Origin of the sequence: Streptomyces sp. NBC_00876 (genome assembly GCF_045207435.1) — a bacterium.
In the GTDB taxonomy this organism is placed as follows: domain Bacteria; phylum Actinomycetota; class Actinomycetes; order Streptomycetales; family Streptomycetaceae; genus Streptomyces.
Genome location: NZ_CP108800.1, coordinates 6,823,873 through 6,850,641 on the forward strand (window position 1 = coordinate 6,823,873; position 26,769 = coordinate 6,850,641).

Genomic DNA, 26,769 nt, shown 5'->3' on the forward strand with positions numbered 1-26,769 from the left:
TCCGGTCACCGAGGTCCTGCGGCTGCGGGGAGTGGGCCGGCGGTACGGCCTCGCCGGACCCTGGGTGCTGCGCGGGGTCGACCTCGTCCTGCCCGCGCGCGCCCTCGTCCGCGTCGAAGGGGCCAACGGCACCGGGAAGTCGACCCTGTTGCGGATCCTGGCGGGCATCGACGCCCCCACCGAGGGCCGGATCACCGGAGCGCGGCCGCGCACGGCGTACGTCCCCGAACGGTTCCCGGCGGCGCTGCCCTTCACCGCCGCCGGGTACCTCGTCCACCTCGGACGGATCCACGGACTGCGCCCGGCGGAGGCGGCCGGGCGCGCACAGGAGTGGCTGACCCGCTTCGGGGCCGCCGGCCACGCCCGCACACCGCTGGCGGAGCTCTCCAAGGGCACCAGCCAGAAGGTCGCCGTCGCCCAGGCGCTGCTCGCCGGTCCGGAGCTGCTGGTCCTCGACGAGGCCTGGACCGGCCTGGACACCGCGGCCCGCGGCGAACTGGACCGGGCCGTCACCGAACGTGTCGCCGCCGGGGCCGCCGTCGTCTTCGTCGACCACGACCCCCGCCGGCTGGCGGGCGCCGTCGACACCGCCCTGCGCATCGAGGGGACCGGACTGGCCGAGGCGCCCCCCGCCCCCTCCGGAACGACAGCCGGCCCCCGGGTACGGATCGAGGTGACGGGCCCGCCGGGCGCCCCGCTCCCCGACGGACTGCCGGGTGCCCCTGTCCGTGCGCCGGCGCCGGACGGAGCGATCGGGCTCACCGTCGCGGCCGCGTACTCCGACCCCCTGCTGAGCGCCCTGCTCACGGCCCGCCCGCCCTGGCACATCAGGCATCTCTCGACCGCACCCGGCAACCCCGGCGAGGCACCATGACCGCTCTGATCCACTACCAGGCCTCCCTCCTGCTGCGCTCCCAGCGCTGGCTCGCGCCCGTCCTGCTGTACGCGGCCTTCCTCGGCGTCGGAGTCCGCTCGGGACAGCCCGTGCTGGACTCGCTCGGCTACACCGCCGCCGGACTGCTGCCCGTCACCGCATGGCTCGTGCAGATCTGTGTCACCCAGGAACCGCCCGCCGCCCGGAGCGTCGTCGCCGCGGCGGCCGGCGGGCAGCCGCGGGCCCATCTGGCGGCCCTGCTCACGGCGGCGGGGTGCGCCGGGCTGCTGGGCACGGCGGCCACCGCGGTCGTGCTGCTGATCAGTGAACCGGCCAGTACCGGTCACACGGTCCGGGTTCCGCTGCCGCCCGCCGGGGCCGCCGGACTGCTCGCCACCGCCTGCTGTGTCCTGCTGGGCGCGGCGGTGGGCGCGCTCTGCACCAGGCCGCTGCTGCACCGGCGCGGCTGGTCGGTCGCCGCGACGGTGCTCGCGGCGCTGCTGGCGCTGGTGACCACCGGATCGCCCGCGAAGTACGCGGTGACGGGGCTGGTCACCGGTTCGCTCACCGGCACGGTCCATGTCCCGGTCCTGCCGCTCCTGGGCGCCGCCGCCGTCGCGGCCGCGGCGGCCGCGCTCGCCTGCAGACTCACTTCGGTACGCGGCTGAGTAGGCTCGTACCCATGAACGAGCACGGGAACGAGGGCACGCGGGACCAGGCGGGCGGGCGTGCCGGCGGGGCGTACTGCGAGACGCCGGCCGCGTCGCGGGAGAAGGCCGCAGGGCCCCCGTACGCCGAGTGCGTGCAGTGCCGCAAGCCGACCGAGTACGCAGAGTCGGTCAAGGGGATCACCCTCTGCCCGGTCTGCGAATGGCAGGAGGCCCAGCGCACGGCCTGTTCGGGCTGAGGCGCGTCAGCCGGCCATCAGCTCCGACACCTTGATGAACCGGTATCCGCGCTTGCGCAGCTCAGGCACCACCTCGCGGACCGCCTCGGCCGTGACCGGTGCCGCGCTGCGGGTGCAGTGCATGACGACGAGCGAGCCGGGCCGTACCCCGTCCAGCACCTGTTCCGCGACCGCGTCCGCGTCCGTCGCGAAGGCGTCCCCGCTGACGACGTCCCACTGGACGGCGGTCACCTTCTCCGGCGCGAGCGCGCGCAGCGAGGCGTCGTCGTAGCAGCCGCCGGGGAAGCGGAAGTACGGGACCACATTGCGGGCGCCGGCCTTGCGGATCGCGCCGAAGGCCCGCTCCACCTCGCCGCGCACCGCGTCCTCCTCCACGGCCGGCAGCCCGTAGCACGGGGAGGTGAAGGCGTAGTGGCTGTAGGAGTGGTTGCCGATCTCGAAGAGGGGGTCCGTGCCGATGGAGCGGGCCTGGGACGGGTACTCCTCGGCCCACCGGCCGGTCATGAAGACCGTCGCCGGTACCTTCAGCCTCCGCAGCAGCGCGATCAGCTCCGGATTGTCGAAGCGCTCACCGGCGGCCGCGCGCGGCCCCTCGTCCGCCGTCATGTCGGCGTCGAAGGTCAGTGCCACGACCTTGTCCGTACGGCTGGGCCCGCGTGTGAGGACGGGGGTCAGGCCGTCGGGGCCGGGGGCCAGGACCGGCGGCTTCCGGGTGGCCGGGGGCGCGCTCGCGGCGGCCGCGGACGGGGCACGGGCAGCCGGGGCACGGGCAGCGGAGGGCGTGCGGTGCGCGGTCGCGGGGCTGCCGCCGCGGGAGTCCCCCGTACTCCCGCAGCCGACGAGGCCACCTCCGAGCACAGCGCCCAGAACGGTCATTGCCGTCAGTTTCCGTACAGAGTTGGTCACTCCCGGAAAGTAACCGATCAAGGAGCGGGGGCTCGCCCGTGGCGCCCCCGCGCCCCGAAGCGGCCCCCGGATTCACTCAGTCGTCGAGCAGGTACTGCGCCGAGAAGCCGAACAGCCGCGCGGCCGCCGCGGTGTCCACCGGTGCGGTGCGTCCGGGCAGGGGACGCCGCAGCGGCGTCGTCGGGTGGTAGCGGCGCAGGAGCTCCTCCGTCGGGAACGGGACAAGGGTCCGGGGCGCACAGACATGGACGGCGTGCGCACCCGGGCCCGGTACACCGAGGGCCATCAGCGCGGCCCGCGCGGCGTCCCGCACCTCCAGATACGTCCACAGGTCCCGTGCCCCCAGGGCCGGCTGCGCGGTGAGCCGCGCCGCGTGCGCGCGCAGCCGTTCGTCGAACCCGCCGATGAACGGATAGCGCAGACACACCACGCTCATCCCGTGCCGTCGCGCCATCGTCGCGGCCGTCAGTTCGTCGACCTGCTTGGACAGCCCGTAGGCGTCCGCCACCTGGGGCTCCATCGCCTCGTCGACCGGGACGTAGGCGGGGTGCGGCGACGGATCCGCCGTCCACGGCAGGCCCGTGACCCCCCAGGAACTGGCGACCGCCGCGTGCCGCACCCCGGCCGCCCCCGCCTCCTCCAGGACGGTGAACGTGGCGAGCGTGTTGGTGGCGAAGAGCTCCTGCGCTGCGGTGTGCTCGGGCGTGGGGATGGCCGCCAGATGGATCACCCCGTCGGCGCCGTCCAACGCCGCCCGCACGGTCCGGGCGTCGGCGGCGTCCCCGGCGACGACCAGCCGCGCGGGCAGATCGCCCGGGTCCTCCAGGACGAGGGCGTTCGCCTCGACGGAGCGCTCGGCGAGCAGCGCGAGGACCGCCCGGCCGATCCGCCCGGCCGCCCCGGTGACCAGGACTCGTGTGACCACCTGCTGCTCCTATGCGTAGGCGCGTACGGCGACGACATGCGCCGACGCGGCTCCGTTGGTCGCCTCGACGACGATTCTCACCGCTGCCGTGGTGACCGGTCCGTCCAGGGTGTGCACCTGGCGGCGGCGCCGGTTGTCCGACGTACGTGACACGACCTGCCAGCCACCGTCCGGCCCGCGCGCCTCGACGCGGTAGTCGCGCAGGAGGGTGGGAAGCGTGTCGAACGGTGTCCGGTGATGATGCAGATTGATCAGGTCCTCGTTGACGTCGTCGTCGGCGAGTACGTCGATCCTGGACAGGGTGACCGGCCGGGGCCACGACAGCTCCAGCCATTCCTCCGTGCCCTCCCGCAGCGGCCCGGAGACCCACATGTGCGGTCCGGCGTACGGGCGGGCGTACCCGTCGACGGCCTTGGCGGGCGCGTACGCCGACGTCTCTCCCGTGCGCAGGCAGAACGTGCTGCGCCGAAGACCCGCGTCGGTCCACTCCCGCAGCGGCTGCGGCGACTCGTCCTGCGGGCGCAGCGGCACCCGGGTGAGGCACAGGACCCCGGGGGCCGGTCCGCCGGCGCTGTACAGCGCGAGGTCCTCGTTGGCGCGTACGACGACGAACGCGTTGCGGGCGGTCCGCGGTGACCAGTGGAGCCCGGTGGAGACCCACTGCTTGTCCCCGGCGGGGACCGGGACGGTGACGGAGGCGATGAGGCGGCGCGGTACGTAGTTCTGGCCGAGCTCGGGGTCGTACAGCTCGACCACGAGCTCCGTGTCGCGGCCGGCGTCGACGAGCAGGTCCAGGCCGGTCAGCTCCGGGTCGACGGGCAGCAGAAGACCCGCGTCCGCGGTCAGCGGCCACCGCTCACCGGGCGTCTGCGCATCCGGGCCCGCCAGTGTCGACGAGGCGGTGGCGACGGCGCCCAGGGCCAGATCGTCCGGGTCCGCCGAGGCCAGACCGATCACCGAGGCGTCCTCGCGCAGCAGCGTCCGCTGGAGCTCGGCGACCTCCAGCGCGCGCGGCGCCGCGCCGCTGCCGGCGCAGAGCGCGGCGGCCGTGCCGGCGGCCTGGCCGATCGTGGCGCAGGTCGCCATGACCCGGGTCGAGCCGAAGGCGACATGACTGGCGGAGATGTTGCGTCCGGCGAAGAGGAGATTGGTCGTGTTCACCGAATACAGGCTGCGGTACGGAATGTGGTAAATGCCGTCCGCGTACCGCTGCTTGGCCCCGTCCTCCGTGGCGTACACCCCCTTCGGCGGATGCAGATCGATGGACCAGCCGCCGAAGGCCACCCGGTCCTCGAACTCGGTCTGGCCGAGGATGTCGCCCTGGTGCATGACGTAGTCACCGAGGAAGCGCCGGTACTCGCGCTTGCCCGGCACCGAGCCCACCCACTCCAGCGTCATGTTCTCGGAGTCGAACTCGCCGGAGTTCTTGATGTGGTCCCAGATGCCGTGGATGACCGCCCACAGTTCGTCGCGGATGCGCTCGTTGTCGTGCACCGTGTCGAGTTCGCCGCCGAACTCGATCCACCAGTAGGCGCAGCCGTTGTCACCGGACCTGATGATGCGGCGCTGCGGGATGGAGGTCTCGGCGATGTTCCTGGCGAAGTCGGGCGCGACGTACTTGACGGGGCGTCCGGCGTCCTTGGTGTAGAAGAGCAGCGTCGAGCCGAGCGTGAGGGAGTCGGCCGTCTCCGGGGCCCACGCCTCGTCGTACTCGGCCCGGGACTCCCGCCCGATGCGGTGCCGGGCACCGGCGAGATATCCGATGAGCCCGTCTCCCGAACAGTCCAGGAACATCTCGCTCTCGAAGCGGATCCGCCGCTCGGACCCCATCATCCAGCCGGTGACGGCGGTGATGCGCCGGGCGTCCTCGGGGCCCTCGGCGTCCACCTCGCGCACATCGGTGTTGAGGTAGAGCGTGATGTTCGGCTCGGCGCGGACCGCGTCCAGCACCACGGAGTCCCAGTAGTACGGGTTGCCGTCCGGGTTGCGGAACTGGTTCTCGACGAACAGCTCGCCCATGATGCCGCCCTCGCGGGCGTAGTGGTTCTTTCCGTGTCCGGTCGCGCCGCACACCCAGACGCGGACCTCGCTGCTCGCGTTGCCGCCGAGGACGGGCCGGTTGTTGACCAGGGCGACGGTGCGGCCCAGCCGGGCGGCGGCGATGGCCGCACTGACCCCGGCCAGGCCGCCGCCGACGACAGTGATGTCGTGCCGTGCGGTTTCGTTCCTCATGACTTGGCGGTTCCTACTTCCAGTCGGGGTTGGCGGCGAGGCCGTAGAAGATGCGCGGGCCGCCGTCGAGGGTGAGCGTGACCTTGCCGCCGGCGGCGGTGAGCGTGCTCTCCTGGCCGATGCAGTTCAGTACGGTCACCGTGCCCGCGACCGCGCCGGAGTGGGCGACGACCTCGGTCTTCGTCGTCCAGGTCTCGGTCCAGGGCTCGGGGGACGCGTACCAGGCGTCGTCCCCGTGGTCGGCGTTGAGGACGTAGCCGTCCTTGCGGCTCCACAGGAAGGACACCGGGCCGCGGTCCGGCGTGGTGAACAGGAGGCCCTTGACGTCGGGGTCCGCGAAGACGAGCGGGCGGACGAAGGTGGCCCGGTCCAGGACGCGCGCGGCGGTCGCGTACGCGAGGAGCGAGGGCTTGGCGCTGGTGTCACGGTTCATCAGACCGGTGTGGTACTCGACGTTGGCCGGGTCCGCGGACTGCGGGTGGCTGATGACGGAGTCGTGCAGCTGGTACCAGTTGACGCCGCGCACCCCCTCGGACTTGGCCAGCGCGAGCGAGAGCAGGACGTTCTCGGCGGCGTGCCGGTAGGTGTCGTGCCACCAGGAGTTGGGCTTCGTGGGCGCGTACGCCTCGCTGAGCCACAGCTCCTTGTTCCCGCCGTACGTGTCGACGAGCTCCCTGGCCTTGCGCACCGCCCCGAGGAAGTTCCAGTACGAACCGGTCGACCCGAGCGTCCACTCCTCCACCGGCGGGGCGTAGTCGGCGGTGAAGTTGCCGCGGCCCGGGTGGATGGCGAAGGCGTCGATGAGGTCCCAGCCGCCGGCGGCGTGGAAGTTCGTGGTCCAGACGTGGTCCATGCCGCCGAGGCCGGCGTTCATGACCTTCATCGTCGAACCGGCGGCGGTCAGCCGGTCGGTGACCTGGCGCAGACCGTCCCTGACGTACACATCGGCGCCCCGGCCCGACATCCAGGGCGTGTTGACCTCGTTGGCCACCTCGAAGTACGGGGCCTTCGAGTCGATCGCCTTGGCGACATTGGTGTCGGCCCAGGCCGCGATCTGCTCGGCGCTGCCGCCGAGGGGGATGGAGCTGAGTTCGACATTGTGCCCGATGCCGTGGGCGTCGAGGGTCGCGATGTCGATGCCGGGCGCACCGGCGTAGGCGTTGCGGACCCGCTTGATGCCCAGCGTCTTCATCAGCCCGAGCACCGCGTCCTGGCTCGGCTTCAGCAGCCAGGGGTAGTTGGCGATGCCGAACATCGACTCGTCGCCCGCCTGGTACGCGAAGTCCGGCAGGACCGTGAGGTTGGTGCGGGCCAGCGCCTTGTCGCTCCCCGCGACGGCCTCCACCTCCGTGAAGACGATGCCCTGGGACGGGGAGGTGACCGTGAAGGCGGCGTCCCACGCCGTCCCGGCCGCCACCGTGCGGGAGACCGTGCCGCCGGCGATCTGCGTGCCGGCGAAGTCGCGCGCCCACCAGTTCAGGGTCACCGCCCGGTCGGCGGCCGCTCCGTTGACCACCTGGGTCTTGAGCGTCATGGTCTGCCCGGCGGCCTTGTACAGATTGAAGGGCTGGTCGGTCCAGACCTCCACGCCCAGCGGCCGGCCCGCGGCGAGGGCGCCCGCACCGCGCGGCCGCATGGTGCCGAGCACGATGTCGGCCTCGGTGACGGCGGTGGTCGTGCCGGTCGGCTTGCCGGGGGCGTGGACCCAGGTGGCGTTGGTGTAGGAGGGGGTGGTGGCGGACAGGCAGGTGAAGGCGGTGGCGTCCGGCCAGGTGTCGGTGTAGACGGCGCCCGCGTTGACCTCGTACGGGATGCCGCCACGGGCGTCCTTCTCCCAGACGGTCAGCGCCTCGTACGACTCGCTCGCGCCGGTGCCCTGCGTGGCGCGGGCGAACAGGAAGCCGGTCGGCGTCAGCGTGGTGGAGCCGGCGACCTCCCACTTCAGGTGCGCCTTGTGCGCGCTGAGGTCGAAGGTGCCGGTCACCGTGATGCCGGGGGCTCCGCCGCCCAGGATGTACGTGATCCGCAGGGCGGGGCGCCCGTCGGGCAGCGTGATCCGTGCCGGGGTGCCGCCGAAGGTGCGCTGCTGGCCCAGCACACTGTCCTTGATCATGAAGTGGGTGAGCAGCAGACGGTCGGTGCCGGCGGCATCCTGGAGCAGCACACTCCCGTCGCTCCGGCCGACGAGCGTGATGCCCTCGGCGGTGAGGGTGACGGGGTCCGCGGCGTGCGCGATGCCCGCCGGGATGAGGGCCGCGCCCGTGGCGACGGCTGTGCCCTGGAGGAACCTGCGGCGTGCGACTGACATGGCAGTGCCTTTCTCTTGTCCCGAAGAGGAAGCTGCAATAAGGGGTTTGGGCGTCAGCCCTTGACGCCGGTGAAGCCGAGTCCGGCGACGATGTACTTCTGGCAGACGGCGAAGACGAGCACCGGCGGCGCGACGGCCAGCACCATCGCGGCGATGAGCTGGTCCTGCGGGGCCTGGGTGGCGAGCTGGGCGAGCGCGACGCTGATCGGCTGCTTCTCGGGGTCCGTGATCGCGACCAGCGGCCAGATGAAGTCCTTCCAGCTGTGCATGACCGCCAGCAGGCTGATCACTGCGAGCACCGGCCGGCTCATCGGCAGCACGATCTTGGTCAGCAGCTGGCGGGTGCTGACACCGTCGACCCGGGCCGCGTCGAAGAGCTCCCTGGGCAGTGCGTCGAAGAACTGCTTGGCCAGCAGCACCGTGAAGGCGTTCGTGCCGGCGGGCAGCCAGATCGCCCAGTAGGTGTCACCGAGATTGAGGTGGATGAACGGCACATCGATCACGGTCATGAAGAGACTGACCATGTTCACGGTGTACGGCACGAACATCGTCGCGAGGATCGCCCCGTAGACGACCTTGCCGAACCGGGGTTTGAGCACCGACAGCGCGAAGCCGGCGGTGGCCGAGACGAAGAGCTGGACCAGCCATGACCCACCCACCACCAGGAGGCTGTTCATCAGGTAGTGGCCGACGCCCAGGTCCCGGTACGCGATGGTGAAGTTATCCGTCAGCGGCTTGTCCGGCCACAGGGCGAGGGGATGCGTCGTCAGCTCGGTCGGCGGCGACACCGCGCCCTTGACCATCCAGTAGAGCGGCCCGATGCCGATGAGCAGCAGCAGGAGCAGGGTGAGGACCTGGACGGAGCGCACGGCCGCGCGGACGCCGGGCCGCTGCCGGTCGTTGACGGAGACGAAGGTGGTGAGGGAGGTCATGACTTGCTCCAGCTGCGGGTGGCCCGCAGATAGACCGCGGAGAGCAGGGCGAGGGCGAGCACCATCAGGAAGGAGAGCGCGGCCGCCTGGCCGTACGCGCCGTCCTGGAAGGCGTACCGGAAGATCAGCAGCAGCACGGTGAGGGTGGAGTTCTCCGGGCCGCCGCCGGTGAAGACGTACGGCTCGGTGAAGACCTGCACCGTGTTGATCAGCTGCACGAGCAGCAACAGACCGATGACCGAACGCAGCTGCGGAAGCATGATGTGCCAGAGCCGGCGCCAGATCCCGGCCCCGTCCATCTCGGCGGCCTCGTACAGCTCACCCGGGATGCCGACCATGGCCGCGAGATAGATCAGCACGGCGCCGCCCATGCCCGCCCACGTCGACTCCAGTACCAGCGACAGCATCGCGCTGTCGGAGGACTCCAGCCAGGAGTACGGGCCGAGACCGATGGCCCCCAGGGCGCTGTTGAAGAGCCCGCTGCCCGGGTCGTAGAACCACTTCCACAGCAGGATCGCCACCACCGGCGGAATGACCACGGGCAGATAGACGAGGAAGCGGAACACTCCGGCGCCACGCCGCACCGTGGACATGACGGCGGCCAGGAAGAGAGGCGCGGGGAAGCCGATCAGAAGGCCGAGGCCGACGAAGAGCAGGGTGTTGCCGACGGCGGTCCCCAGCAGCGGATCGTCGAAGACCGCCCGGAAGTTGTCGAGGCCCACCCAGACGGCGGGATCGACGAGATTGGTCCGCTGGAAGCTGATCAGCAGGCTGCGGACGATCGGCCACCAGGCGAAGAGCCCGAAGATCAGCAGCGTCGGGACCAGGAACAGCCATGCGGTGAACTGCTTGCGCAGGGCCCCGGCCCGCGGACCGGCCGGCCGGTCCGCGGGCGCCGGCAGCGGCTCCTTGAGCACGGCGGCGGAGCGCCGGGAAGGGGTGAGCAGGCTCATGGCGGACTACTTCTGGCCGGCGGAGAGCTTGGTGTTGACGTCCTTCTCGGCCGCGGCCAGCAGGGCGTCGACATCGGCGTCCCGCTTGGTGAGCACCGACTGGACGACCGAGTCGAGCGCCGTGTAGAGCTGCTGCGCCTGGTAGGGCGGCTCGGCCTTGAGCTCGAGCTTGGGCAGGCCCTCGGTGTAGGGGAGGAAGTTCTCCGCCTTCACGTTGCTGTACGGCTTGATGGCCGCGTTGATCCGCTTCTGCCGCTCGGCGTCGAAGACCGGCAGGGTCGGCACGCCCACCGCGGACTTGGGGTCGGCGGACAGCGCCTTGGCCTGGTGGGCGGCGATCTCGGTGCTGTACTGCGGCTGGGCGTACGCGAAGGTCAGCCACTTGACCGCGGCGGCCGCGTGCTTCTTGTCGGCCGACTTGGGGACCATGTAGATGTCGCCGCCGGTCAGCGTGGCGTTGCCGCCGGACTGGGGCATGGCGCCGACACCGAAGGCGTCGATGTTCTCCATGCCGAACTGCATCTTGGCGAGGCGGTAGGTGCCCGGGCTGCCCATGAACATCCCGACCTGCCCGGCCGCGAACTGCTTGACGACGTCGTTCTGGTTGTTGAGCAGGTTCCGGCCCAGCGAGTCGTCCTTCCAGCGCATGTCCTTGAGCAGGCCGAGCGCCTTCCTGGTCTCCGGGCCGGTGAGGGTGGCGGTGTACGTGCCGCCCTGCTGCGTCTCCAGCTCCCCGCCGAACGCGTACGACAGCATGGTCAGCTGCCAGCCGCCCTGGTTGTCCTTCGACTCGTGGACGAAGCCCGCCTTGCCGGTCTTCTCACTGATCCTCTTGGCGGCCGTCCGGACCTCTTCCCAGGTCACCGGCGGCTTGTCGGGATCGAGACCGGCCTTCTCGAACAGGTCCCGGTTGTAGACCAGGCCCTGGGCGTACGGATTCTGCGGTACGCCGAAGACGTCGCCGGCGCTGTCGCTGAGGGGCTTGAGGACCTGCGGGTTGAACTCCTTGAAGTGGTCCCACTCCTGGAGCTGCCCGGTGATCGGCTGCACCTGCTTCTGCTGGATGAGCCGCTGGGGCTCGGTCAGCGGCACCTTGATGACGTCCTCGACGCTGCCGCCGGAGAGCTTGGCGGAGAACGTCAGCGGGTCGAAGACGGTGGTGGACCCCTTGACCTTGATCCCCGGGTTGGCCTTCTCGAAGTCGGCGACCTGCTGCTTGAACAGGGCCAGGCCCGGCTTGTCGGTGGCCGGGGGCATGCCCTGGACCCGCAGGACGACGTCGCCGCCCGAGCCCGCCTTGCCCGGGGTGACGGAGGAACAGCCGGTGAGGGTCACGGCCACGGCTATGCAGCCGAGTACGGCCACACGGCGGGAGGTTCTGGACATTTCTTCTCCAAGAAGGGCAGGGGAGGGTAGGGAGAGGGCTCGGGAGAGCTCGGAGGCTCGGCGGGGAGGGAGGCTCAGTGGGCGGGCGCGGGGCCCGTGGAGGCGCGGGGGACCAGCCGGGAGCCGATCTCCACGCAGGGTGCGTCGTCGCCGCTCGTGCGGCCGGCGATCGTCTCGATGAGCAGATCACCGGCCCGGGTGGCGATCTCCTCGGGGTCGATCCTGATGGTGGTCAGGCCGGGGGTGGAGACGGAGGCCAGCAGGGTGTCGTCGATGCCGACGACGCTGACGTCCCCCGGGACGCTGATGCCCAGGTTCGACAACTGGTGCAGCACGCCGAGGGCGACCAGGTCGTTGTGGGCGATCACCGCCGTGGCGTTGTGTGCGCCGACGAGCGTGGCCGCGTGCACCCCCGTCTCGAACCGCGGTTCGTACGGGCCGAGTTCCACCAGTGAGAGGTCCAGGGCCTCGAAGGACTCCTGGATGGACTTGCCGCGGCTGAGTTCGGCGCGCGAGGCGTTGATGAACACGCAGCGGCGGTGGCCGTAGGCGCGCAGATGCTCGACGGTCTGCGTGATTCCGGCCGACAGGGAGATCCGTACCTCGGGAATGCCCGGTACGTGGCGGTTCACGACCACCACCGGCATCCGGTCGGACAGCTCCCGCAACCGCTCCTCGGTGAGCGTGGAGGCCCACAGCACCAGGCCGTCGACCCGCTTGGACACCGCGGCGATGGCCTCGAGTTCATCGGCCTCCCGCTCGTCGCTGTCGGCGACCAGGACCGTGTACCCCAGGCGCCGGGCGCGGGCCTGCATCGCCTTGATGATCGGCGGGAAGAACGGGTTGGTGATGTCCGGGACGATCAGCCCGAGCGTCCCCGTTCCGCCGCCCCGCAGGCTGCGCGCCGCCGGATTCGGGGAGTAGCCCAGCTTGGATGCGGCGTCCAGGATGCGCTGCCGGGTCCTCGGCTGGACCTGGTCGGGTGCGGTGAACGCACGGGACACCGTCGACACCGAGACGCCCGCGGCGCTCGCCACCTCCCGGATTGTGACTGCCACAGTCGGCCTCCTCGCCTGATCCCTGCTGGATGCGGTGGATCCTTGCGAACGTTCCCGGGTGTGTCAAGAGTGTTTCCATCAGGAAAATCTGCTGTGCGCAAGGGGCTTGCGCAAGGGCGGTGCTGATGTCGATGATGCGTTCTCATTAACTGTTCTGAAATTGCGGGAACGTTTTCATCGAGGAGTGGCATGAAGATCACCGGCCTGGAAGTGCTGACTCTGCCCGACCACGGCGACAGCATGATGCTCGTGGTGGTCGACACCGACGAGGGCATCCACGGTCTGGGCGAGGTCGGGATCAGATCCCGGCAGAAGGCGGTCGCGGGCGGGCTCGCCCATCTGGCCGAGCTGATCATCGGTGAGGACCCGCGCCGCATCGAGCACTTGTGGCAGGTGATGTTCCGCCGCGGCTTCTTCCCGGCCGACCGGATACTCGGTGCCGCCATCGCCGCCGTGGACGTGGCCCTGTGGGACATCCGGGGCAAGGCGCTGGGCGTTCCGGTGCACGAACTCCTCGGCGGCCGGGTGCGCGACCACGTACCCGCCTATGTGCACGTCGGCGACGGGTACCACGACCGCGAGTGGTTCCTCGACCGCTGCCGCGACCTCGTCCGGTCCGGCTGGCGCCATCTGCGCTTCGCCGCGCCGCACGACGCCGACGACGTGCTGGACGCCCGCCGCTGCCTGCGCGACACCGTCGAACTCTTCCACCAGGTACGGGAGACGGTGGGCGACGAGGTGGAGCTCATCCTGGATGTGCACACCCGGCTCGATCCGCCCGAGGCGCTGACCCTGTGCCGGGAGATCGAGGCGGCCCGCCCGTACTTCGTGGAGGACCCGCTGCGCTGCGAGAACCCGGACAGCTACCGGATGCTCCGGGCGCGCACCGGCGTACCGCTGGCCGCGGGGGAACAGTACGGTTCCAAATGGGAGTTCAGGTCCCTGATCGAGGACGAGCTCATCGACTACGTCCGGGTCGACGTGGGCGTCGCCGCCGGCCTGACCGAGGCGAAGAAGATCGCGGCCATGGCGGAGGCCCACCACATCAAGCTCGCCACCCACAACCCGCTCGGCCCGGTCACCGCGGCCTCCTCGCTCCAGCTCAACCTGGCCTGCCCGAACGTGGCGATCCAGGAGCACCAGACCGACCCCGAGCCGGCCATCGCCGCGCTCTTCACCCATCGCCCGGTGGTCGTGCCGGGACGGGTCGAGTTCAGCGAACTGCCCGGGATCGGGGTCGACATCGACCGTGACGAGGCGCGCAAGTACCAGGCCACCGCGGCGGAGCGCCCCCATCTGCGGACGGCGGACGGGGCGTTCACCAACTGGTAGGGGACACCGCGATCGGGCGGGGGACGGGCCGGCCCGTCCCCCGCCCGATCGCTCAGCCGGTCAGCGCCACGGCCCCGTGACCGCGAACGTCGTACCCGGGGTGTAGCAGTTGACGTACATCGTCCCGGAGTCCGGTGCGAACGTGACCCCGGCGAACTCGCCCCACTCCGGCTCCTCGGGCGTCCCGATGTTCTGCCGGCCGCGCGCCATCGCGTACACCTCGCCGCGCCGCGTCAGGCCGAACACGTGCTGGGCGCCGCTGCCGTCCTCGCACACCATCAGCCCGCCGTCGGAGGCCAGGGTGATGTTGTCGGGCGATTCGCCCGGCAGCTGGATGTCCGTGTCCGGGCCGAAGACGATGACCAGCGTCAGCCGGCGCCGCTGCGGCTCGTACCGCCAGACCTGCCCGAAGTGGTCGGCGGCCGACCCCTCGGCGCTGTGCGCGAAGCTGGAGACGAAGTAGACCGAGGAGCCGCCCCAGTAACACCCCTCCAGTTTCTGGCCGTGGGTGATGCCCTTCGGTCCGAAGTCCTGGAAACGGATGGGGGTTTCGGTGGCCAGTGGGTCCGGTACGGGAACCCACTCGATCCCCTCGAAGCTCGTCCCGGTCTCCTGGACGGCGGAGAGGTCGGGCACCCCCGGCACCCGCATGGCCTGCAACTGCCCGCCGGCCCGGAGTGAGCCCGTGCCGCCGAGCGGCTTCTCGGGCAGGAAGCGGTAGAAGAGCCCGAACGGCTTGTCGAACGCGTCCTCGGTCTCGTACACGACGCCATTGCGCGGGTCGATCGCGATCGCCTCGTGCTGGAAGCGGCCCATCGCGGTCAGCGGTACGGCGCCGGTACGGTGCGGATTCGCGCCGTCCACCTCGAAGATGAAGCCGTGGTCCTTGGTGTAGCCGTTGGTCCCGGCCTTGTCCTCGGTCTCCTCGCAGGTGAGCCAGGTGTCCCAAGGGGTGCGCCCACCGGCGCAGTTCACCGCCGTACCGGCGATGGCGACGCGTTCGCCGAGGACGTTGTTGTCGCCGTCGAGCTCCAGGGCGGTGCAGCCGCCCTTGCCCATCGGGTCGTAGGTGAGCCCCTCGACGGCCGGGACGGCGATCTTCGCGGTGACCCGGTTCTCGTGGTTGCGCACCAGACGGACGTGTCCGCGCCGGCCGGCGAACGCGGCCATGCCGTCGCAGTGGCTGGGGACGGGGCCCTCGCCGGAGCGGAGCGGGTCGCCCTCCCGGGAGAGGACCCGGTAGCGGAACCCCTTCGGCAGATCGAGCAGTCCGTCCGGGTCGGGCACCAGGGGGCCGTAGCCCGCGTGTCCGCGGGCGGCCGCGGTGCCTGCGAAGAGTTCGGTGAACGCGCCGGCGAAGGCGACCGAGGCCACGGCCGCGCCGGTACCGGCCAGGACCTGACGTCGTGTCGCTGACGGCTGTGCCGATGCGGAAGGTACGGAAGGTACGGAAGACATGAGGCAACTTCCTGTTGGCGGACAGGAGAAGTGACCCGCATGTGTGTAGCACGCGATTCATCGCGCGGGAACCATGCGGGCCACCGGCCTCAGTCGTGTCATGGGCCGCAGGGGACCCGGCCCGGGCCCCGTCGGGGGCCCGGCGGAACTCAGGCGAGCGAGGCGCTGAGCGTGATCGTCGTGCCCGTCAGAGCCTGGCTGACCGGGCAGTTCGCCTTCGCGTCCTCGGCCGCCTTGACGAAGCCGGCCTCGTCGAGACCCGGCACCTCGCCCTGGACGGTGAGGTGGATCCCCGTGATGCCGGTACCCGGCTGGAAAGTGACCTCGGCCTGGGTGTTCAGCCGGGTCGGCGGGGTGCCGGCCGTGGCGAGACCGTTGGAGAGCGCCATGGAGAAGCAGCTGGAGTGGGCCGCGGCGATGAGCTCCTCCGGGCTGGTCTTCCCGTTCGCCTTCTCCGCGCGGGACGGCCAGGAGACCGGGTACTCCCCGATTCCGGAGGAGTCGAGGGTGACGACGCCCTTGCCCTCGATCAGGTTGCCTTCCCAGACCGTGTGAGCCTGACGCGTGGTAGCCATGCTGGTTCCCTTCAAACGGAATGCGCGGTTGTACGGGAGTCGTGGGGCACTCCGTCGTGCCACACCGGTGTTACGTCCCGAACCTACTGCGCCACCAGTCCCTTTGCGTCACGCGCCAGGGCCGTCAGCCGGGAGATTGCCCGGAAGTACTTCTTCCGGTACCCGCCGTTCAGCATTTCCTCGCTGAACAGCCGGTCGAACGGAAGTCCGGAGGCGAGCACCGGCACCTCCCGGTCGTACAGCCGGTCCGCGAGCACCACGAGCCGCAGTGCGGTCGACTGGTCCGGGACCGGCTGCACCTCGGTGAGGCACACCGCCCGCACCCCGTCCGTCAGCGCGCCGTACCGGCTCGGATGGACGCGGGCCAGATGGTCCAGCAGCGCGGGGAAGTCGTCCAGGCTCGCGCCCTCGGTCGCGTACGCGGCCTTGGTGACCTGCTCCTCGGAGTACGGCGGCGGGGCGTCGGGCAGGCCGCGGTGGCGGTAGTCCTCGCCGTCGATGCGCAGCGGGCGGAAGTGCGAGGACAGCCCCTGGATCTCCCGCAGGAAGTCGGCCGAGGCGAACCGGCCCTCGCCGAGCTTGCCCGGCAGCGTGTTGGAGGTCGCGGCCAGCGCCACCCCCGCCTCGACCAGCCGGCTGAGCAGCGAGGAGACGAGCACCGTGTCGCCCGGGTCGTCGAGCTCGAACTCGTCGATGCACAGCAGCCGGTGCCCGCTCAGCGTCTGCACGGTCTGCTGGAAGCCGAGCGCGCCCACCAGGTTCGTCAGCTCGACGAAGGTGCCGAAGGCCTTGAGCGAGGGGGCGGCGGGCGTGGCGTGCCAGAGGGAGGCGAGGAGGTGGGTCTTGCCGACGCCGTAGCCGCCGTCGAGATAGACCCCGCGCGGGCCGCTGGGCGCCACGGCCTTCTTCCCGAACCACTTGCGCTTCCCCGAACCGGTGGCGTGCGCCCCGCCCAGCCCGGCGGCGAAACCGGAGAGGACCTTGACGGCCTCGATCTGGCTCGGCTGGCTGGGGTCGGGCACGTAGGTGTCGAAGCGCACCGAGTCGAAGCGCGGCGGCGGCACCATCTCGGCGACCAGACGGTCGGCAGGGACGCGCGGCTCGAGGGCGCACAGGGACAGCGGGGCCGTTTCGGCTATGGGGCTGGACCCCGGCACGGCGGTGGAGGAGGACGACACAACTCCCCAGCTTAGAGCGTGCCAGACTGCGGAACATGCGACGCCTGTTCCCTGTGACCGACCAGACAGTGGCCGACGACCGAGGTGAGTGGAGTCTGGACGCCCTTGCCGACGCCTACGCCTACCCCGGGACCGACGGCCCGTGGCTGCGCGCCAACATGGTGTCGACCCTCGACGGCGCCGCCCAGCACGAGGGCCGCTCGCAGCCGATCTCCTGCGAGAGCGACATGCGGATCTTCGGCACCCTGCGCGGTCTGGCCGACGTGGTGATCGCGGGCGCTGAGACGGTACGCCTGGAGGGCTACCGCCCCGCCCGGGCCCGGGAGGCCTTCGCCGCGCGGCGGGCGGCGGCGGGGCAGGGACCCGCACCGGCGGTCGCCGTGGTCAGCGGCAGCCTGGACCTGGACTTCTCGCTGCCGCTCTTCGTCTCGCCGCTGGTCCCGACGCTCGTGCTGACCGGTGCGGGCGCGCCGCCCGACCGGATCGCGGCGGCCCGGAGGGCGGGCGCCGAGGTGGTGATCGCGGGGGAGGGCTCCCGGGTGGACCCCGCCCGGGCGGTGCGGGAACTGGCGGACCGCGGGCACCGGCGGCTGCTGACGGAGGGCGGGCCCCGGCTGCTCGGTCAGTTCGTGGCGGCGGGGGTGCTGGACGAGATGTGCCTGACCCTGGCACCGATGCTCACGGCGGGCGACGCGCAGCGGATCGCGGGCGGTCCGTCGGTGGCCGTGCCGGAACGATTCGCCCTGGCATCGCTGCTGGAAGAGGCCGGGTTTCTGTTCTCTCGATACCGTCGGATCTGACAATCGGCGGAATATCCCGTTCCGGTTAGCGTTCGGTGGGCAGAATGGATCTCGCAGACCCCGTGCGAGCACGGGGAAGGATGGTTTCAGCAGCGACCGGCGACGGTCACTGAAGCAGAAGGGCGCCTGTGGTGTTCACCAGCGTTTTGATGATCGAGAAGCCCCTCACTTCCGAGGACGTCGAGTTCGTCACCACCCTGCACGGGGAGGAGCAGATCTCCTTCGTCGTACTCATGCAGCCGCGTGGCGACCAGGCGGATGTGCTGTTGCGGGCCATCGACGACCTGGCGATGGGCGAACTGAAGGAAGCGGCCCGCGAGAGCGAGGAGCCGGAGGGCAAGAACGCCAGACAGTCGGCCGAACTCGCGCTCGAGGTGTCCCTGGAAGCCCTGCGCCAGGCGGGCTCCGAAGCCGTCGGACAGGTGATCGAGGACCACCCCCTGGACAAGCTCAAGTCCGTCGTCGACGAGGCGGAGGCCGACGAGGTCATCGTCCTGACCGCGCCGCACTACGTGGAGGAGTTCTTCCACCGCGACTGGGCGTCCCGCGCCCGGCACAAGGTCGGCGTACCGGTGCTCAAGCTCTTCGCGCACAGCGAATAGGCTGGGAGGCCCTACCCGTACCCACCCTGGGAGACACACGCATGGCACCCGGTATTCCTGCCGCCATGGAACGGCCGCACTTCATCGGCATCGGCGGCGCCGGGATGTCGGGCATCGCGAAGATCCTCACCCGGCGCGGTGCGAAGGTCGCGGGCAGTGACTCCAAGGAGTCCCCCACGGCCGAGGCGCTGCGCGCGCTGGGGGCGACCGTCCACATCGGACACGCCGCCGGACACCTGGCGGACGACGCCACGTGCGTGGTCGTCTCCAGCGCCATCCGCGCCGACAACCCGGAGCTGGTGCGCGCCGGGGAGCTCTCGATCCCCGTCGTGCACCGCTCCGACGCCCTCGCCTCCCTGATGCAGGGGCTGCGGTCCATCGCCGTCGCGGGCACCCACGGCAAGACGACCACCACATCGATGCTGGCCGTCGCCCTGACCGAGCTGGGCCTCGACCCCTCGTACGCGATCGGCGGCGACCTGGCGGGCCCCGGCACCAACGCCACGCACGGCGAGGGCGCCATCTTCGTCGCCGAGGCCGACGAGAGCGACCGGAGCTTCCAGAAGTACGACCCCGAGGTCGCGATCGTCCTCAACGTCGAGCTGGACCACCACGCGAACTACGCCTCGATGGACGAGATCTACGACTCCTTCGAGACCTTCACCGGCAAGATCGTCCCCGACGGCACCCTGGTGATCTCCGCCGACCAGTCCGGCGCCGTCGAGCTGACCCGCCGGGTGCGCGACCTGTCCGCGCTCAAGGTCGTCACCTACGGCGAGTCCGAGACCGCCGACGTACGCGTCCACAAGATCACCCCGCGCGGCCTGACCAGCGAGGTCACCCTCGTCCTGAACGGGAAGTACCTCACCTTCACCGTCTCGGTCCCCGGCCGCCACTACGCGCTGAACGCGGTGGCCGCCCTCGCCGCGGGCGTCGCCCTCGGCATCCCCGCCCACAACCTGGCCTCGGCCCTCGGCAAGTACACCGGGGTCAAGCGCCGCCTCCAGCTCAAGGGCGAGGCCGCCGGCGTCCAGGTCATCGACAGCTACGCCCATCACCCCACCGAGATGACCGCCGACCTCGAAGCGATGCGCGGCGCCGCCTCCGAGGCCCGCCTCCTGGTCGTCTTCCAGCCCCACCTCTTCTCCCGCACCCAGGAGCTCGGCACCGAGATGGGACAGGCCCTCGCGCTGGCCGACGCCTCCGTGGTCCTGGACATCTACCCGGCCCGCGAGGACCCGATCCCCGGCATCACCAGCACCCTGATCGTCGACGCCGCGAAGGCCGCCGGCGCCGACGTCACCGCCGTGCACGACAAGACGACGGTCCCCGAGGTCATCGCGGGAATGGCGAAGCCCGGCGACCTCGTTCTCACCATGGGGGCGGGCGACGTCACTGACCTCGGCCCGCAGATCCTGGACCACCTGTCGAGCTGAGGGAGCCACCGTGCCGTACGACATCGAGAAGCCGGACGAGCAGTGGCGGGAGGAGCTGTCCCCCGCCGAGTACGCCGTGCTGCGCAAGGCCGGCACCGAGCCGGCCTTCGTCGGCGAGTACACCGACACGAAGACCACGGGTGTCTACTCCTGCCGCGCCTGTGACGCGGAGCTGTTCCGCTCCGACACGAAATTCGAGTCGCACTGCGGCTGGCCGTCCTTCTACGACCCGAAGGACAGCGACGCGGTCGAACTGATCCAGGACCGCACCCACGGCATGGTCCGCACCGAGGTGCGCTGCGCCCGCTGCGGCTCTCACCTGGGCCATGTCTTCGAGGGCGAGGGCTACCCCACTCCGACGGACCAGCGGTACTGCATCAATTCGATCTCACTGCGGCTGACCCCCGACGCCTGACGCGTGACGAGGACCGGTCCATCCGGAAGAGGACTGACGCGCGCGTCAGTCCTCTTCCGGCGTTTCGGGCTTCAGCAGCGGGTGCACCACACCGGGGAAGACCCGGGCCCGCACGACCGACTCGGCCGAACCGCCCTGGATCACGGTCTCCGCGACGCCCCAGGGCCGGCCCGGCAGCTCGACGATCAGCGTGTACGAGGCCGGGCAGCCGGTGCACTCGTAGCGGTCCACCCAGGTCTCCACCTCAGTGGCGCTGCCGGGGTAGCGCGCCACGTGCCGGTGGCGCGCGTGGCAGAGTTCGCACGTCTCGCCGGGCTCACAGGTGCCGCCGCACGGGCACGGCACGTCGAGGGACTCGGCCGGGCGCCACCGCTGGGTCAGGACGGCGTCGCGCGTGGCGCCCATGTCCTTCATCGCCTTGAGGTTGCGGGCGGCCACGTTGTACGACTCACCGGTCGCGGCCATCCGGTCGCGGATCACGTCCTTGCGTCCACGGTTCGTCGTCATCTGTTCCTCCTGGGGTTCACGCAGCCCGCCAGGGCCTGTCGTCACACTGCCGTCGTCGCCCGGAGGGCGGCCGCGCGGCATCTGGTGCGTGCGATCGCAAGGCACCGGAATGCTCACGTAGCGGAGCTACTGGGGCATTTCGGCAACGCCGCGAGCGTGCGTGCCAGACGCCGCGCGGCAGACGGCAGTGTGACGACAGGCCCTGGGCCCACGAGATCGTCTGCCCCCACGGTACCGGGCGCGGGGAGGCCGCCACGACACACGGCCGCCCGTGGTGACCCGCGCCCGTCAGATCCGGCGCACCCGGCCCGCGATCCGCCGGCCCAGCCGCCCGAGCGTTCCCTGGCCCCGGCGGTTCCAGTCGTGGAAGGCCTCCGCGCGTCCGCTGCTCCCCGAACGCCCCACGGCCTCCTCCACCTCCGCGACCCCGTCGGCGGGGAGCCTGCGCAGAGCAGGGCGCAGCACCTCCTCCAGCAGGGCGGCGGCGACCCTGCTCCACTCCGCCCCCGCGTGCGGGTGGGCGGTCCAGACGCTGAAGCAGCCGGCTGCGTAGGCGGGTTCGGCCCCGATCCGGGCCCGGACGTCGCTGCCGCGCGCGGCCCGGTCGTAGGCGGCGATGAGATCGGCGTCGCCGCTGTGCACGAGGGCGTACAGCTCGGCCTCCGGCCGGTCCGGTGCCAGCAGCTGCCCGGCGAGGGCGCCGTACGCGTGCTGGAGCACCCCCGGTTCCACGGGCTCGGCGTCCTTGCGCAGGGCGCGGGCCCGGTCCGCCCAGTCCGGCGCCGCCGCCCCCGACCGCACCTCGCGGGCGAACTCCAGGAGCAGCAGCGACCCGCGCGCCCGGCCCCCGATCTCCTGCGGGAATCCGCGCAGCAGGTCATGGGCGAGCTCGGCCGCATCCTCGTCACCGGCACCGGCGCCGAGCGCCGCGGCCACCAGGTGTGACCAGGTGCCGGCCGTCCGGTGGGCGTCCGACGTCGCGGCCTCCAGCAGCAGCCGGGCCTCGCCCGCCGTCGGAGCGCCCTCCTCCCACACCAGGCCGACGGCCGTCCGCAGCACCAGCGGTTCGGCGAACGGCGACATTCCGGCGGCCCGCAGTACCCGGTGCACCGCCCCCATCCGGTCGGTGCCGCAGCCCGCCTTGGCCTCCGGCGCCGCCGCGCACATCCGCAGATGCGGCAGCAGCTGGGTCCCGGTGAACGGCAACGGCACCCGCCCCAGCAGCCGCTCCACCCCCGCCGGGTCCTGCGGAGCGATCCGGTCCAGTGCGCCGAGCAGCGCCGTACGGACGTCGAACTGCTCGTCCATCAGCTCCAGCAGCGCGGGCGCCCAGCGGGGCTCACCGTCGCCGGCCTCCAGCAGGGCGGGCGCCAGCCGGCGGACGACCGAGGGCAGCAGCTCGGCGCAGTCCACCCCGAGGAGCCGGGCCACCCGCAGCAGCTGCACCGTCCTGGCCACGTCGAGGCCGACGCCCGCGCCGCTCAGCTCGGTCAGTATCTCCGGCCCGAGCACCGAGGCGACGGCCGCGCCCTCCGCGCCGCTGAACGCCGTGCGGCCGGGCAGCTCCACGGAGCCGTTGCCGCCGCGTACCGCCTCCGTGACCAGCATCGCGGCCAGCGGTGCCGTGGTGGTCGCGGGGGAGCGGCCGTCGAGCGCGGCGAACAGCCGTCCCGCAGCGTCGAATTCGGGCCCGGTGCGGTCGTCGACCCCGGGTGCGGTCAACGCGTCGACCAGCTGACCGGTGCGCTTCGCGTCGAGCGCGTAGGGCCGCTCGGCGGCCCAGTCGGCCGCGGCGGCCCGCTCGTCCGGCCCCAGCGCTATGCCGGCGCACAGCGCGGTCACCGCCAGCGGACCGGCGGCGAACGGCTCCCCGGGCAGCTCGGCCGCCTCCCGGAACAGCTCCGGCGTACGGCTCCGCCAGATCCGGGCCGCCGTCTCGGCCCAGGGGTCGTCCACGGTGCCTTCCGGGCGGGGCCCGGTGCAGGTGTGGACGCGCAGTCCGGGGCCGGTCAGCTCGTGCGCGTCCTGCGGCAGCACACCGACGATCTGCTGCGGGGCGTGGAGCGGACGGCGGGTGTAGGTCGTGAACGTCAGGCGTTCGGCGAGCCCGGCGGGCAGTGCGACCCCGGCCAGCGCGATCCAGCGGGCCACATCCGCGCTCTGCCGCTCGACGAGCACGACCCGGTGCGAGGACTCCCGCTCGTTCAGCCGGCGCAGATCGGCCAGGACGCCCGCGAGCCACGGACCGCGGGAGACGGCGAAGTCGTTGAGCCCCTCCCGGTCGCGGGCGTGGCCGGTGGCGGCGGACGGCGCGGCGAGCGGGCCGGGCAGCGTACGGTCCGGCGTCGTGACGGCCCAGCGGGCGGACCGGCAGGCGCTGATCGGGAGCGTGCCGCCCGGCAGGCCGGTGCCGGAGGGGAGGTGGACCGCGTGCGCGTGGAAGCCCAGGGCGGAATGCGGTCCGGTGCGGACCGCCACCGTCCGGGCCAGCAGATGGCTGCCGTCGGAGAGCACACTGAAACTGAACGCCTCGGGCAGGGCGCGCAACGCGGTGTCCGTGAGCCGGGGCGGTGTGCCGGCCGGCGGCTCGTACGCCAGGAGCGGTCCCGCCTCGGTGAGCACGGACGCGGGTATCGCGGCGTCAACTGCGCTGAAACGGCCCCGTACCGGTTCCGCCTCGCCGGTTTCTGGACCGTCCCCGTCCGTTGCGGAGGTGTAGTGCAACTGCGCGAGGCTCATGCGTCGGCTCTCTTCGTCCCTGCCGTGAAGGTCCCCTGCCACCCGCGCTCGCCGTCCCGTGGTGGCAGCGCCGTCCCGGCAGAGCGACGACCCCGGCGGGGAGTGTTCCGCAGTCGCTGGGGCGACGCTATCAAGGACCCGCCCGCCCTTGCGGCGGGAAGGCGGAGCGGGGCGGTGAGGGGGCGTCACCTTCCCGCCCGGTGGTCCCGAAGCGCCCGTGCGATCAGGTCGTGGATCAGGAGCTCGCCGTGCGCGTGGTTCTCCCTGCGGCGGTCAGGGCCGCCCAGGGTGAACCAGTCGTGGGCGGAGTGCTCGGACCGTTCCAGGGCGGGAACGGGTACCTCGACGCCGCCGCTCACGGTGAACGCGTCGCCGGCTGCCGGCATGCAGGCCGGACTGGAAAGGCCCGGCGCCGGGACCCGGCGTTCGCTACGGCGTCGTGGTCCACGACTACCGCCCGGCGCGACCTGATATCGCCCTTGCAGCCGACGGTGCACCCTCGCCAGAGTGTGGGAAAGATCCTCCGGCCCGGTTCCGGGAAGAGGTCTTCCTCGCGGGGGTGCGCTTGCCACGCCCTTGCCCGCCCCTGCCGGCAGGGGCGCCATCCAGTCAGTACTTGACGCGTGCATGGCAAGTTGTGGGTTTCTGTGGGACCTTCCATGGCGGGCCCGGAGCCGTGTCGTTCCCCTCACCACGGACGCGGACGGGTCTGCTCTCAACACCCCCACAAGTGCGTGGCAAGAAGGAGTGACATGAGGCTCACACCGAAACTCTTGTGCGTCACCGCCCTGGCCTTCGCGGTCACCGCCGGCACGTCCGCCGCGGCAAGCGCGCTGGGCCCGGCGGCCTTGCAGCGGGTCGACGGCAGCATCGCGGCCGCGGGCAGCACCTGTACCTGGACCGACGCGACCGCCAGCGCGGACCCGCCCGCCGCCCTGACCATCGACCGCTCCACCGTCAACAGCAGCCTGAGCTGCAGCGGCGGCACGAGCGCCACCCTCAACAACAATCCGGCGGTCACCTTCGACGACGCGGCGGGCACGGCGACGTCCGACCTCATCGACATCACGGTGAAGCAGTCCATCATCACCTGCAGCTACAAGGCGACGAACGTCGGGTGGACCCGTGACGGCTCCGCCCGCACCTATCGGAACCAGGCGTTCACCGCGTCCAAGAGCTCCGGCAGCTTCCTGTGCCCGGGCTCGTTCTCCGCCGAACCCGGCTCCGCCTCGCTGAGCTTCCGCTGACACACGCACCGCGCCGACCTCGCGCCGCCGCCGACGAAGTCTCGTCGGCGGCGGCGCCCGCGTGCGGGGCCGCACGCAACGCTCGCCGGGGCCCTGGGCCCAGGGCGGGGTGACTCGGCGCTCGTAGCCGCGGAAGTCGGGGAAGCCCACTCACACCCAGCCACGCTCCCGCGCCTTCACCCCGGCCTGAAACGTGTCCCCGCATCCAGCCTCCGCATCAACGCCGCCACCCGGCGCGTAGCCGTACGCACGCCGACTCCCGACTGCCGGGCGATGGCCCGGTCCTTGAATCCGGCGTGCAGCAGCCGGACCAGTATCAACTCCAGGGCATTGTGCGGACGCCCGGGAACCCGGCGGCGTGCTGCCCGAGGCCCGTGCGGCCAAGTGCCCCGCGGAGTTCCAGCAGATGAACGACGCGTGGAGCACGCCGCTTCAGCCCTGCCTCAAGAGCTGACCCCCGGTCCGGCGGCGGGGATCAGGAGTCGAGCACTGCGGCGACCGCCTCGATCTCCACGAGCTGGTCGTTGTAGCCCAGCACGGTGACGCCCAGCAGCGTGCTGGGCACGTCATGGTCGCCGAACGAGGCCCGGACCACGGCCCACGCGGTCCCCAAGTCCTCCTGCCGGGTGGACGCGACGAGCACGCGCGTGCTGATGACATCCTCCTGGGAGGCGCCTGCGGCTTTCAGCGCGGTCCGCATGTTCTCCAGGGCCTTCGCCGCCTGGCCCGCGTAGTCCCCGACGGCCGCCGTCGAACCGTCCTCGTTCAGGGGGCACGCCCCCGCGAGGAAGATCAGCCGAGCCTCGGCGGGGGCGGTGGCCGCGTAGGCGTACTCGGCGACGTCGGACAGGGCGGCGGCGCGGATCAGGGTGACAGCGCGGGGCATGGATGCTCAGCCTTTCAAGGACGACGGAGGGCGTCCAAATGGTACGGATGGGGGGCGAGTTGGGCCCCTCGTGGACCTTGGAGGCGCGGAGACGGTGGGCGGAGCCGGACCTGCTGTACCGCCCTGGCCACGCGCCCGGCTACTCGAAGCGGGAGGGGTCGCCGGCACCGCGTCGTACGATCTCCTGCTCGCCGCCGGAGAAGTCGATGACGGTGGTGGGCTCCGTGCCGCAGTCGCCGGAGTCGACGACGACGTCCACCTCGTGCTCGAGGCGCTCCTTGATCTCCCAGCCCTGCGTCATCGGCTCCTCCTCGTCGGGCAGGAGCAGGGTGCTGGAGAGCAGCGGCTCGCCGAGTTCGGCCAGCAGCGCCTGGACCACGGCGTGGTCGGGGATGCGGACGCCGACGGTCTTCTTCTTCGGGTGCAGCAGCTGGCGCGGCACCTCCTTCGTCGCCGGAAGGATGAAGGTGTACTGGCCGGGCGTCGCCGCCTTGATGGCGCGGAACACGTCGTTGTCGATCTGTACGAACTGGCCCAGCTGGGCGAAGTTCTGGCACATCAGCGTGAAGTGGTGGCGGTCGTCGAGGTTGCGGATCGTGCGGATGCGGGAGATGCCGTCACGGCTGCCGAGCTGACACCCCAGTGCGTAACAGGAGTCCGTCGGATACGCGACGAGAGAGCCGGAGCGGATGCTTTCGGCCACGCTGGTGATGGTGCGCCGCTGGGGATTTTCGGGATGTACATCGAAATACTTCGCCATCCGGCGAGTCTACGGCCGGGGCGGCGGGCGGTTCGAGGGGAAAGCGCGTTGTCCTGCCTCTCGGAGGGACAGGACAACCTGTTCGGGTGGCGAGCGCCGCTCAAACCTTTTCGGCCATGCCGGGCCTTGGTCTCGATGGCCTCGGCTGTGCTCCGACCGTCCCCCACCTTCGCCGGTGCGGGTACGGGGGCGGGAGAGAGGCTGCCGGACCGTGGCAGGATGCGCCACACGGCAGTATGCACCGTACATGAGTAGTGCATCATGCATGCCATATGCATCGTGCACGCAATCTGTGATATATCTACACAGAGAGGTCGCCGTCCCGAGGGGATGGGCGCCGCCGTCGAAGGGAG

Annotated in this window: 25 protein-coding genes; 9 read left to right on the forward strand and 16 right to left on the reverse strand. The window is 71.4% G+C overall.

Features of this window, described 5'->3' with window-relative positions; translation table 11 throughout:
• Positions 1-16 precede the first annotated feature (16 nt).
• From OG782_RS29885 to OG782_RS29895, 3 genes are read left to right on the forward strand one after another with little or no spacing between them, the layout of a single operon-like run.
• Entirely contained in the window at positions 17-874 is an 858-nt protein-coding gene (locus tag OG782_RS29885; protein ID WP_406459342.1) for an ATP-binding cassette domain-containing protein, read from the forward strand.
• Positions 871-1,542, forward strand: coding sequence for an ABC transporter (locus OG782_RS29890; RefSeq protein WP_406456215.1), 672 nt, complete (start codon positions 871-873; stop codon positions 1,540-1,542). The genes OG782_RS29885 and OG782_RS29890 overlap by 4 nt, the downstream gene beginning before the upstream one ends.
• A 14-nt stretch (positions 1,543-1,556) precedes the next feature.
• Positions 1,557-1,781, forward strand: coding sequence for a hypothetical protein (locus OG782_RS29895; RefSeq protein WP_406456217.1), 225 nt, complete (start codon positions 1,557-1,559; stop codon positions 1,779-1,781).
• Positions 1,782-1,787: 6 nt separating this feature from the next.
• On the opposite strand, the gene OG782_RS29900 is transcribed toward OG782_RS29895, so the two are convergent.
• The 8 genes from OG782_RS29900 to OG782_RS29935 form a co-directional block, all read right to left on the reverse strand.
• Positions 1,788-2,657 (reverse strand): polysaccharide deacetylase family protein, encoded by an 870-nt coding sequence (locus tag OG782_RS29900; protein ID WP_406456219.1) that lies wholly within the window; start codon positions 2,655-2,657, stop codon positions 1,788-1,790.
• A gap of 106 nt (positions 2,658-2,763) precedes the next feature.
• Positions 2,764-3,612, reverse strand: coding sequence for an NAD-dependent epimerase/dehydratase family protein (locus OG782_RS29905; protein WP_406456221.1), 849 nt, complete (start codon positions 3,610-3,612; stop codon positions 2,764-2,766).
• A gap of 9 nt (positions 3,613-3,621) precedes the next feature.
• Positions 3,622-5,844, reverse strand: coding sequence for an FAD-dependent oxidoreductase (locus tag OG782_RS29910; protein WP_406456223.1), 2,223 nt, complete (start codon positions 5,842-5,844; stop codon positions 3,622-3,624).
• 13 nt (positions 5,845-5,857) lie between these two features.
• Entirely contained in the window at positions 5,858-8,152 is a 2,295-nt protein-coding gene (locus OG782_RS29915) for a hypothetical protein (protein WP_406456225.1), read from the reverse strand.
• A 53-nt stretch (positions 8,153-8,205) separates the two neighbouring features.
• The gene (locus OG782_RS29920; protein WP_406456227.1) at positions 8,206-9,084 is read right to left on the reverse strand and encodes a carbohydrate ABC transporter permease; all 879 of its coding nucleotides are present in this window, start codon (positions 9,082-9,084) and stop codon (positions 8,206-8,208) included.
• Positions 9,081-10,037 (reverse strand): carbohydrate ABC transporter permease, encoded by a 957-nt coding sequence (locus OG782_RS29925; protein ID WP_406456229.1) that lies wholly within the window; start codon positions 10,035-10,037, stop codon positions 9,081-9,083. Before OG782_RS29925 ends, OG782_RS29920 begins: the two co-directional genes overlap by 4 nt.
• 6 nt (positions 10,038-10,043) lie before the next feature.
• A complete protein-coding gene (locus OG782_RS29930) occupies positions 10,044-11,423 on the reverse strand; it encodes an ABC transporter substrate-binding protein (protein ID WP_406456231.1) in 1,380 nt (459 codons plus the stop codon).
• A 74-nt stretch (positions 11,424-11,497) separates the two neighbouring features.
• A complete protein-coding gene (locus tag OG782_RS29935) occupies positions 11,498-12,481 on the reverse strand; it encodes a LacI family DNA-binding transcriptional regulator (RefSeq protein WP_406456233.1) in 984 nt (327 codons plus the stop codon).
• A 189-nt stretch (positions 12,482-12,670) separates the two neighbouring features.
• On the opposite strand from OG782_RS29935, the gene OG782_RS29940 reads away from it, so the two are divergent.
• Complete coding sequence (locus OG782_RS29940; protein WP_406456235.1) at positions 12,671-13,813, forward strand: mandelate racemase/muconate lactonizing enzyme family protein; 1,143 nt, start codon at positions 12,671-12,673, stop codon at positions 13,811-13,813.
• A 60-nt stretch (positions 13,814-13,873) separates the two neighbouring features.
• Here OG782_RS29940 and OG782_RS29945 read toward each other — a convergent pair whose 3' ends face one another.
• The 3 genes from OG782_RS29945 to zapE form a co-directional block, all read right to left on the reverse strand.
• Complete coding sequence (locus OG782_RS29945; protein ID WP_406456237.1) at positions 13,874-15,271, reverse strand: alkaline phosphatase PhoX; 1,398 nt, start codon at positions 15,269-15,271, stop codon at positions 13,874-13,876.
• A 149-nt stretch (positions 15,272-15,420) separates the two neighbouring features.
• Positions 15,421-15,846: an OsmC family protein gene (locus tag OG782_RS29950; protein ID WP_148021515.1), complete on the reverse strand. Its 426-nt coding sequence runs from the start codon at positions 15,844-15,846 to the stop codon at positions 15,421-15,423.
• Positions 15,847-15,929: 83 nt separating this feature from the next.
• Positions 15,930-17,024: a cell division protein ZapE gene (gene zapE / locus OG782_RS29955; RefSeq protein ID WP_406456240.1), complete on the reverse strand. Its 1,095-nt coding sequence runs from the start codon at positions 17,022-17,024 to the stop codon at positions 15,930-15,932.
• 35 nt (positions 17,025-17,059) lie between these two features.
• Between zapE and OG782_RS29960 the strand changes: the two genes are divergently transcribed.
• The 4 genes from OG782_RS29960 to msrB all read left to right on the forward strand — a co-directional run bounded on the left by OG782_RS29960 (position 17,060) and on the right by msrB (position 20,277).
• Positions 17,060-17,824, forward strand: a complete 765-nt coding sequence (locus OG782_RS29960) for a pyrimidine reductase family protein (protein ID WP_406456242.1) — start codon at positions 17,060-17,062, stop codon at positions 17,822-17,824.
• A gap of 149 nt (positions 17,825-17,973) precedes the next feature.
• On the forward strand, positions 17,974-18,426 hold the full coding sequence (locus OG782_RS29965) for an indole-3-glycerol phosphate synthase (RefSeq protein WP_328896961.1): 453 nt from the start codon (positions 17,974-17,976) through the stop codon (positions 18,424-18,426).
• 41 nt (positions 18,427-18,467) lie between these two features.
• Positions 18,468-19,862 (forward strand): UDP-N-acetylmuramate--L-alanine ligase, encoded by a 1,395-nt coding sequence (gene murC, locus OG782_RS29970; protein WP_406456244.1) that lies wholly within the window; start codon positions 18,468-18,470, stop codon positions 19,860-19,862.
• Positions 19,863-19,872: 10 nt separating this feature from the next.
• Positions 19,873-20,277, forward strand: coding sequence for a peptide-methionine (R)-S-oxide reductase MsrB (gene msrB / locus OG782_RS29975; RefSeq protein ID WP_406456246.1), 405 nt, complete (start codon positions 19,873-19,875; stop codon positions 20,275-20,277).
• Positions 20,278-20,322: 45 nt separating this feature from the next.
• Here the strand turns inward: msrB and OG782_RS29980 are convergent, their stop codons facing one another.
• The 3 genes from OG782_RS29980 to OG782_RS29990 form a co-directional block, all read right to left on the reverse strand.
• A complete protein-coding gene (locus OG782_RS29980) occupies positions 20,323-20,784 on the reverse strand; it encodes a hypothetical protein (RefSeq protein WP_406456248.1) in 462 nt (153 codons plus the stop codon).
• 288 nt (positions 20,785-21,072) lie between these two features.
• Positions 21,073-23,523, reverse strand: coding sequence for a GTPase-associated protein 1-related protein (locus tag OG782_RS29985; RefSeq protein WP_406456250.1), 2,451 nt, complete (start codon positions 23,521-23,523; stop codon positions 21,073-21,075).
• Positions 23,524-23,708: 185 nt separating this feature from the next.
• A complete protein-coding gene (locus tag OG782_RS29990) occupies positions 23,709-23,909 on the reverse strand; it encodes a hypothetical protein (protein WP_406456252.1) in 201 nt (66 codons plus the stop codon).
• A gap of 366 nt (positions 23,910-24,275) precedes the next feature.
• Between OG782_RS29990 and OG782_RS29995 the strand changes: the two genes are divergently transcribed.
• Positions 24,276-24,770 carry a hypothetical protein gene (locus OG782_RS29995; RefSeq protein ID WP_406456254.1) on the forward strand — a complete coding sequence of 165 codons (495 nt, stop codon included), beginning with the start codon at positions 24,276-24,278 and terminating at the stop codon, positions 24,768-24,770.
• A gap of 475 nt (positions 24,771-25,245) precedes the next feature.
• On the opposite strand, the gene OG782_RS30000 is transcribed toward OG782_RS29995, so the two are convergent.
• A complete protein-coding gene (locus tag OG782_RS30000) occupies positions 25,246-25,656 on the reverse strand; it encodes a RidA family protein (protein ID WP_406456256.1) in 411 nt (136 codons plus the stop codon).
• Between the two features lie 139 nt (positions 25,657-25,795).
• Positions 25,796-26,416: an L-threonylcarbamoyladenylate synthase gene (locus OG782_RS30005; RefSeq protein ID WP_406456258.1), complete on the reverse strand. Its 621-nt coding sequence runs from the start codon at positions 26,414-26,416 to the stop codon at positions 25,796-25,798.
• Positions 26,417-26,769: the final 353 nt, after the last annotated feature.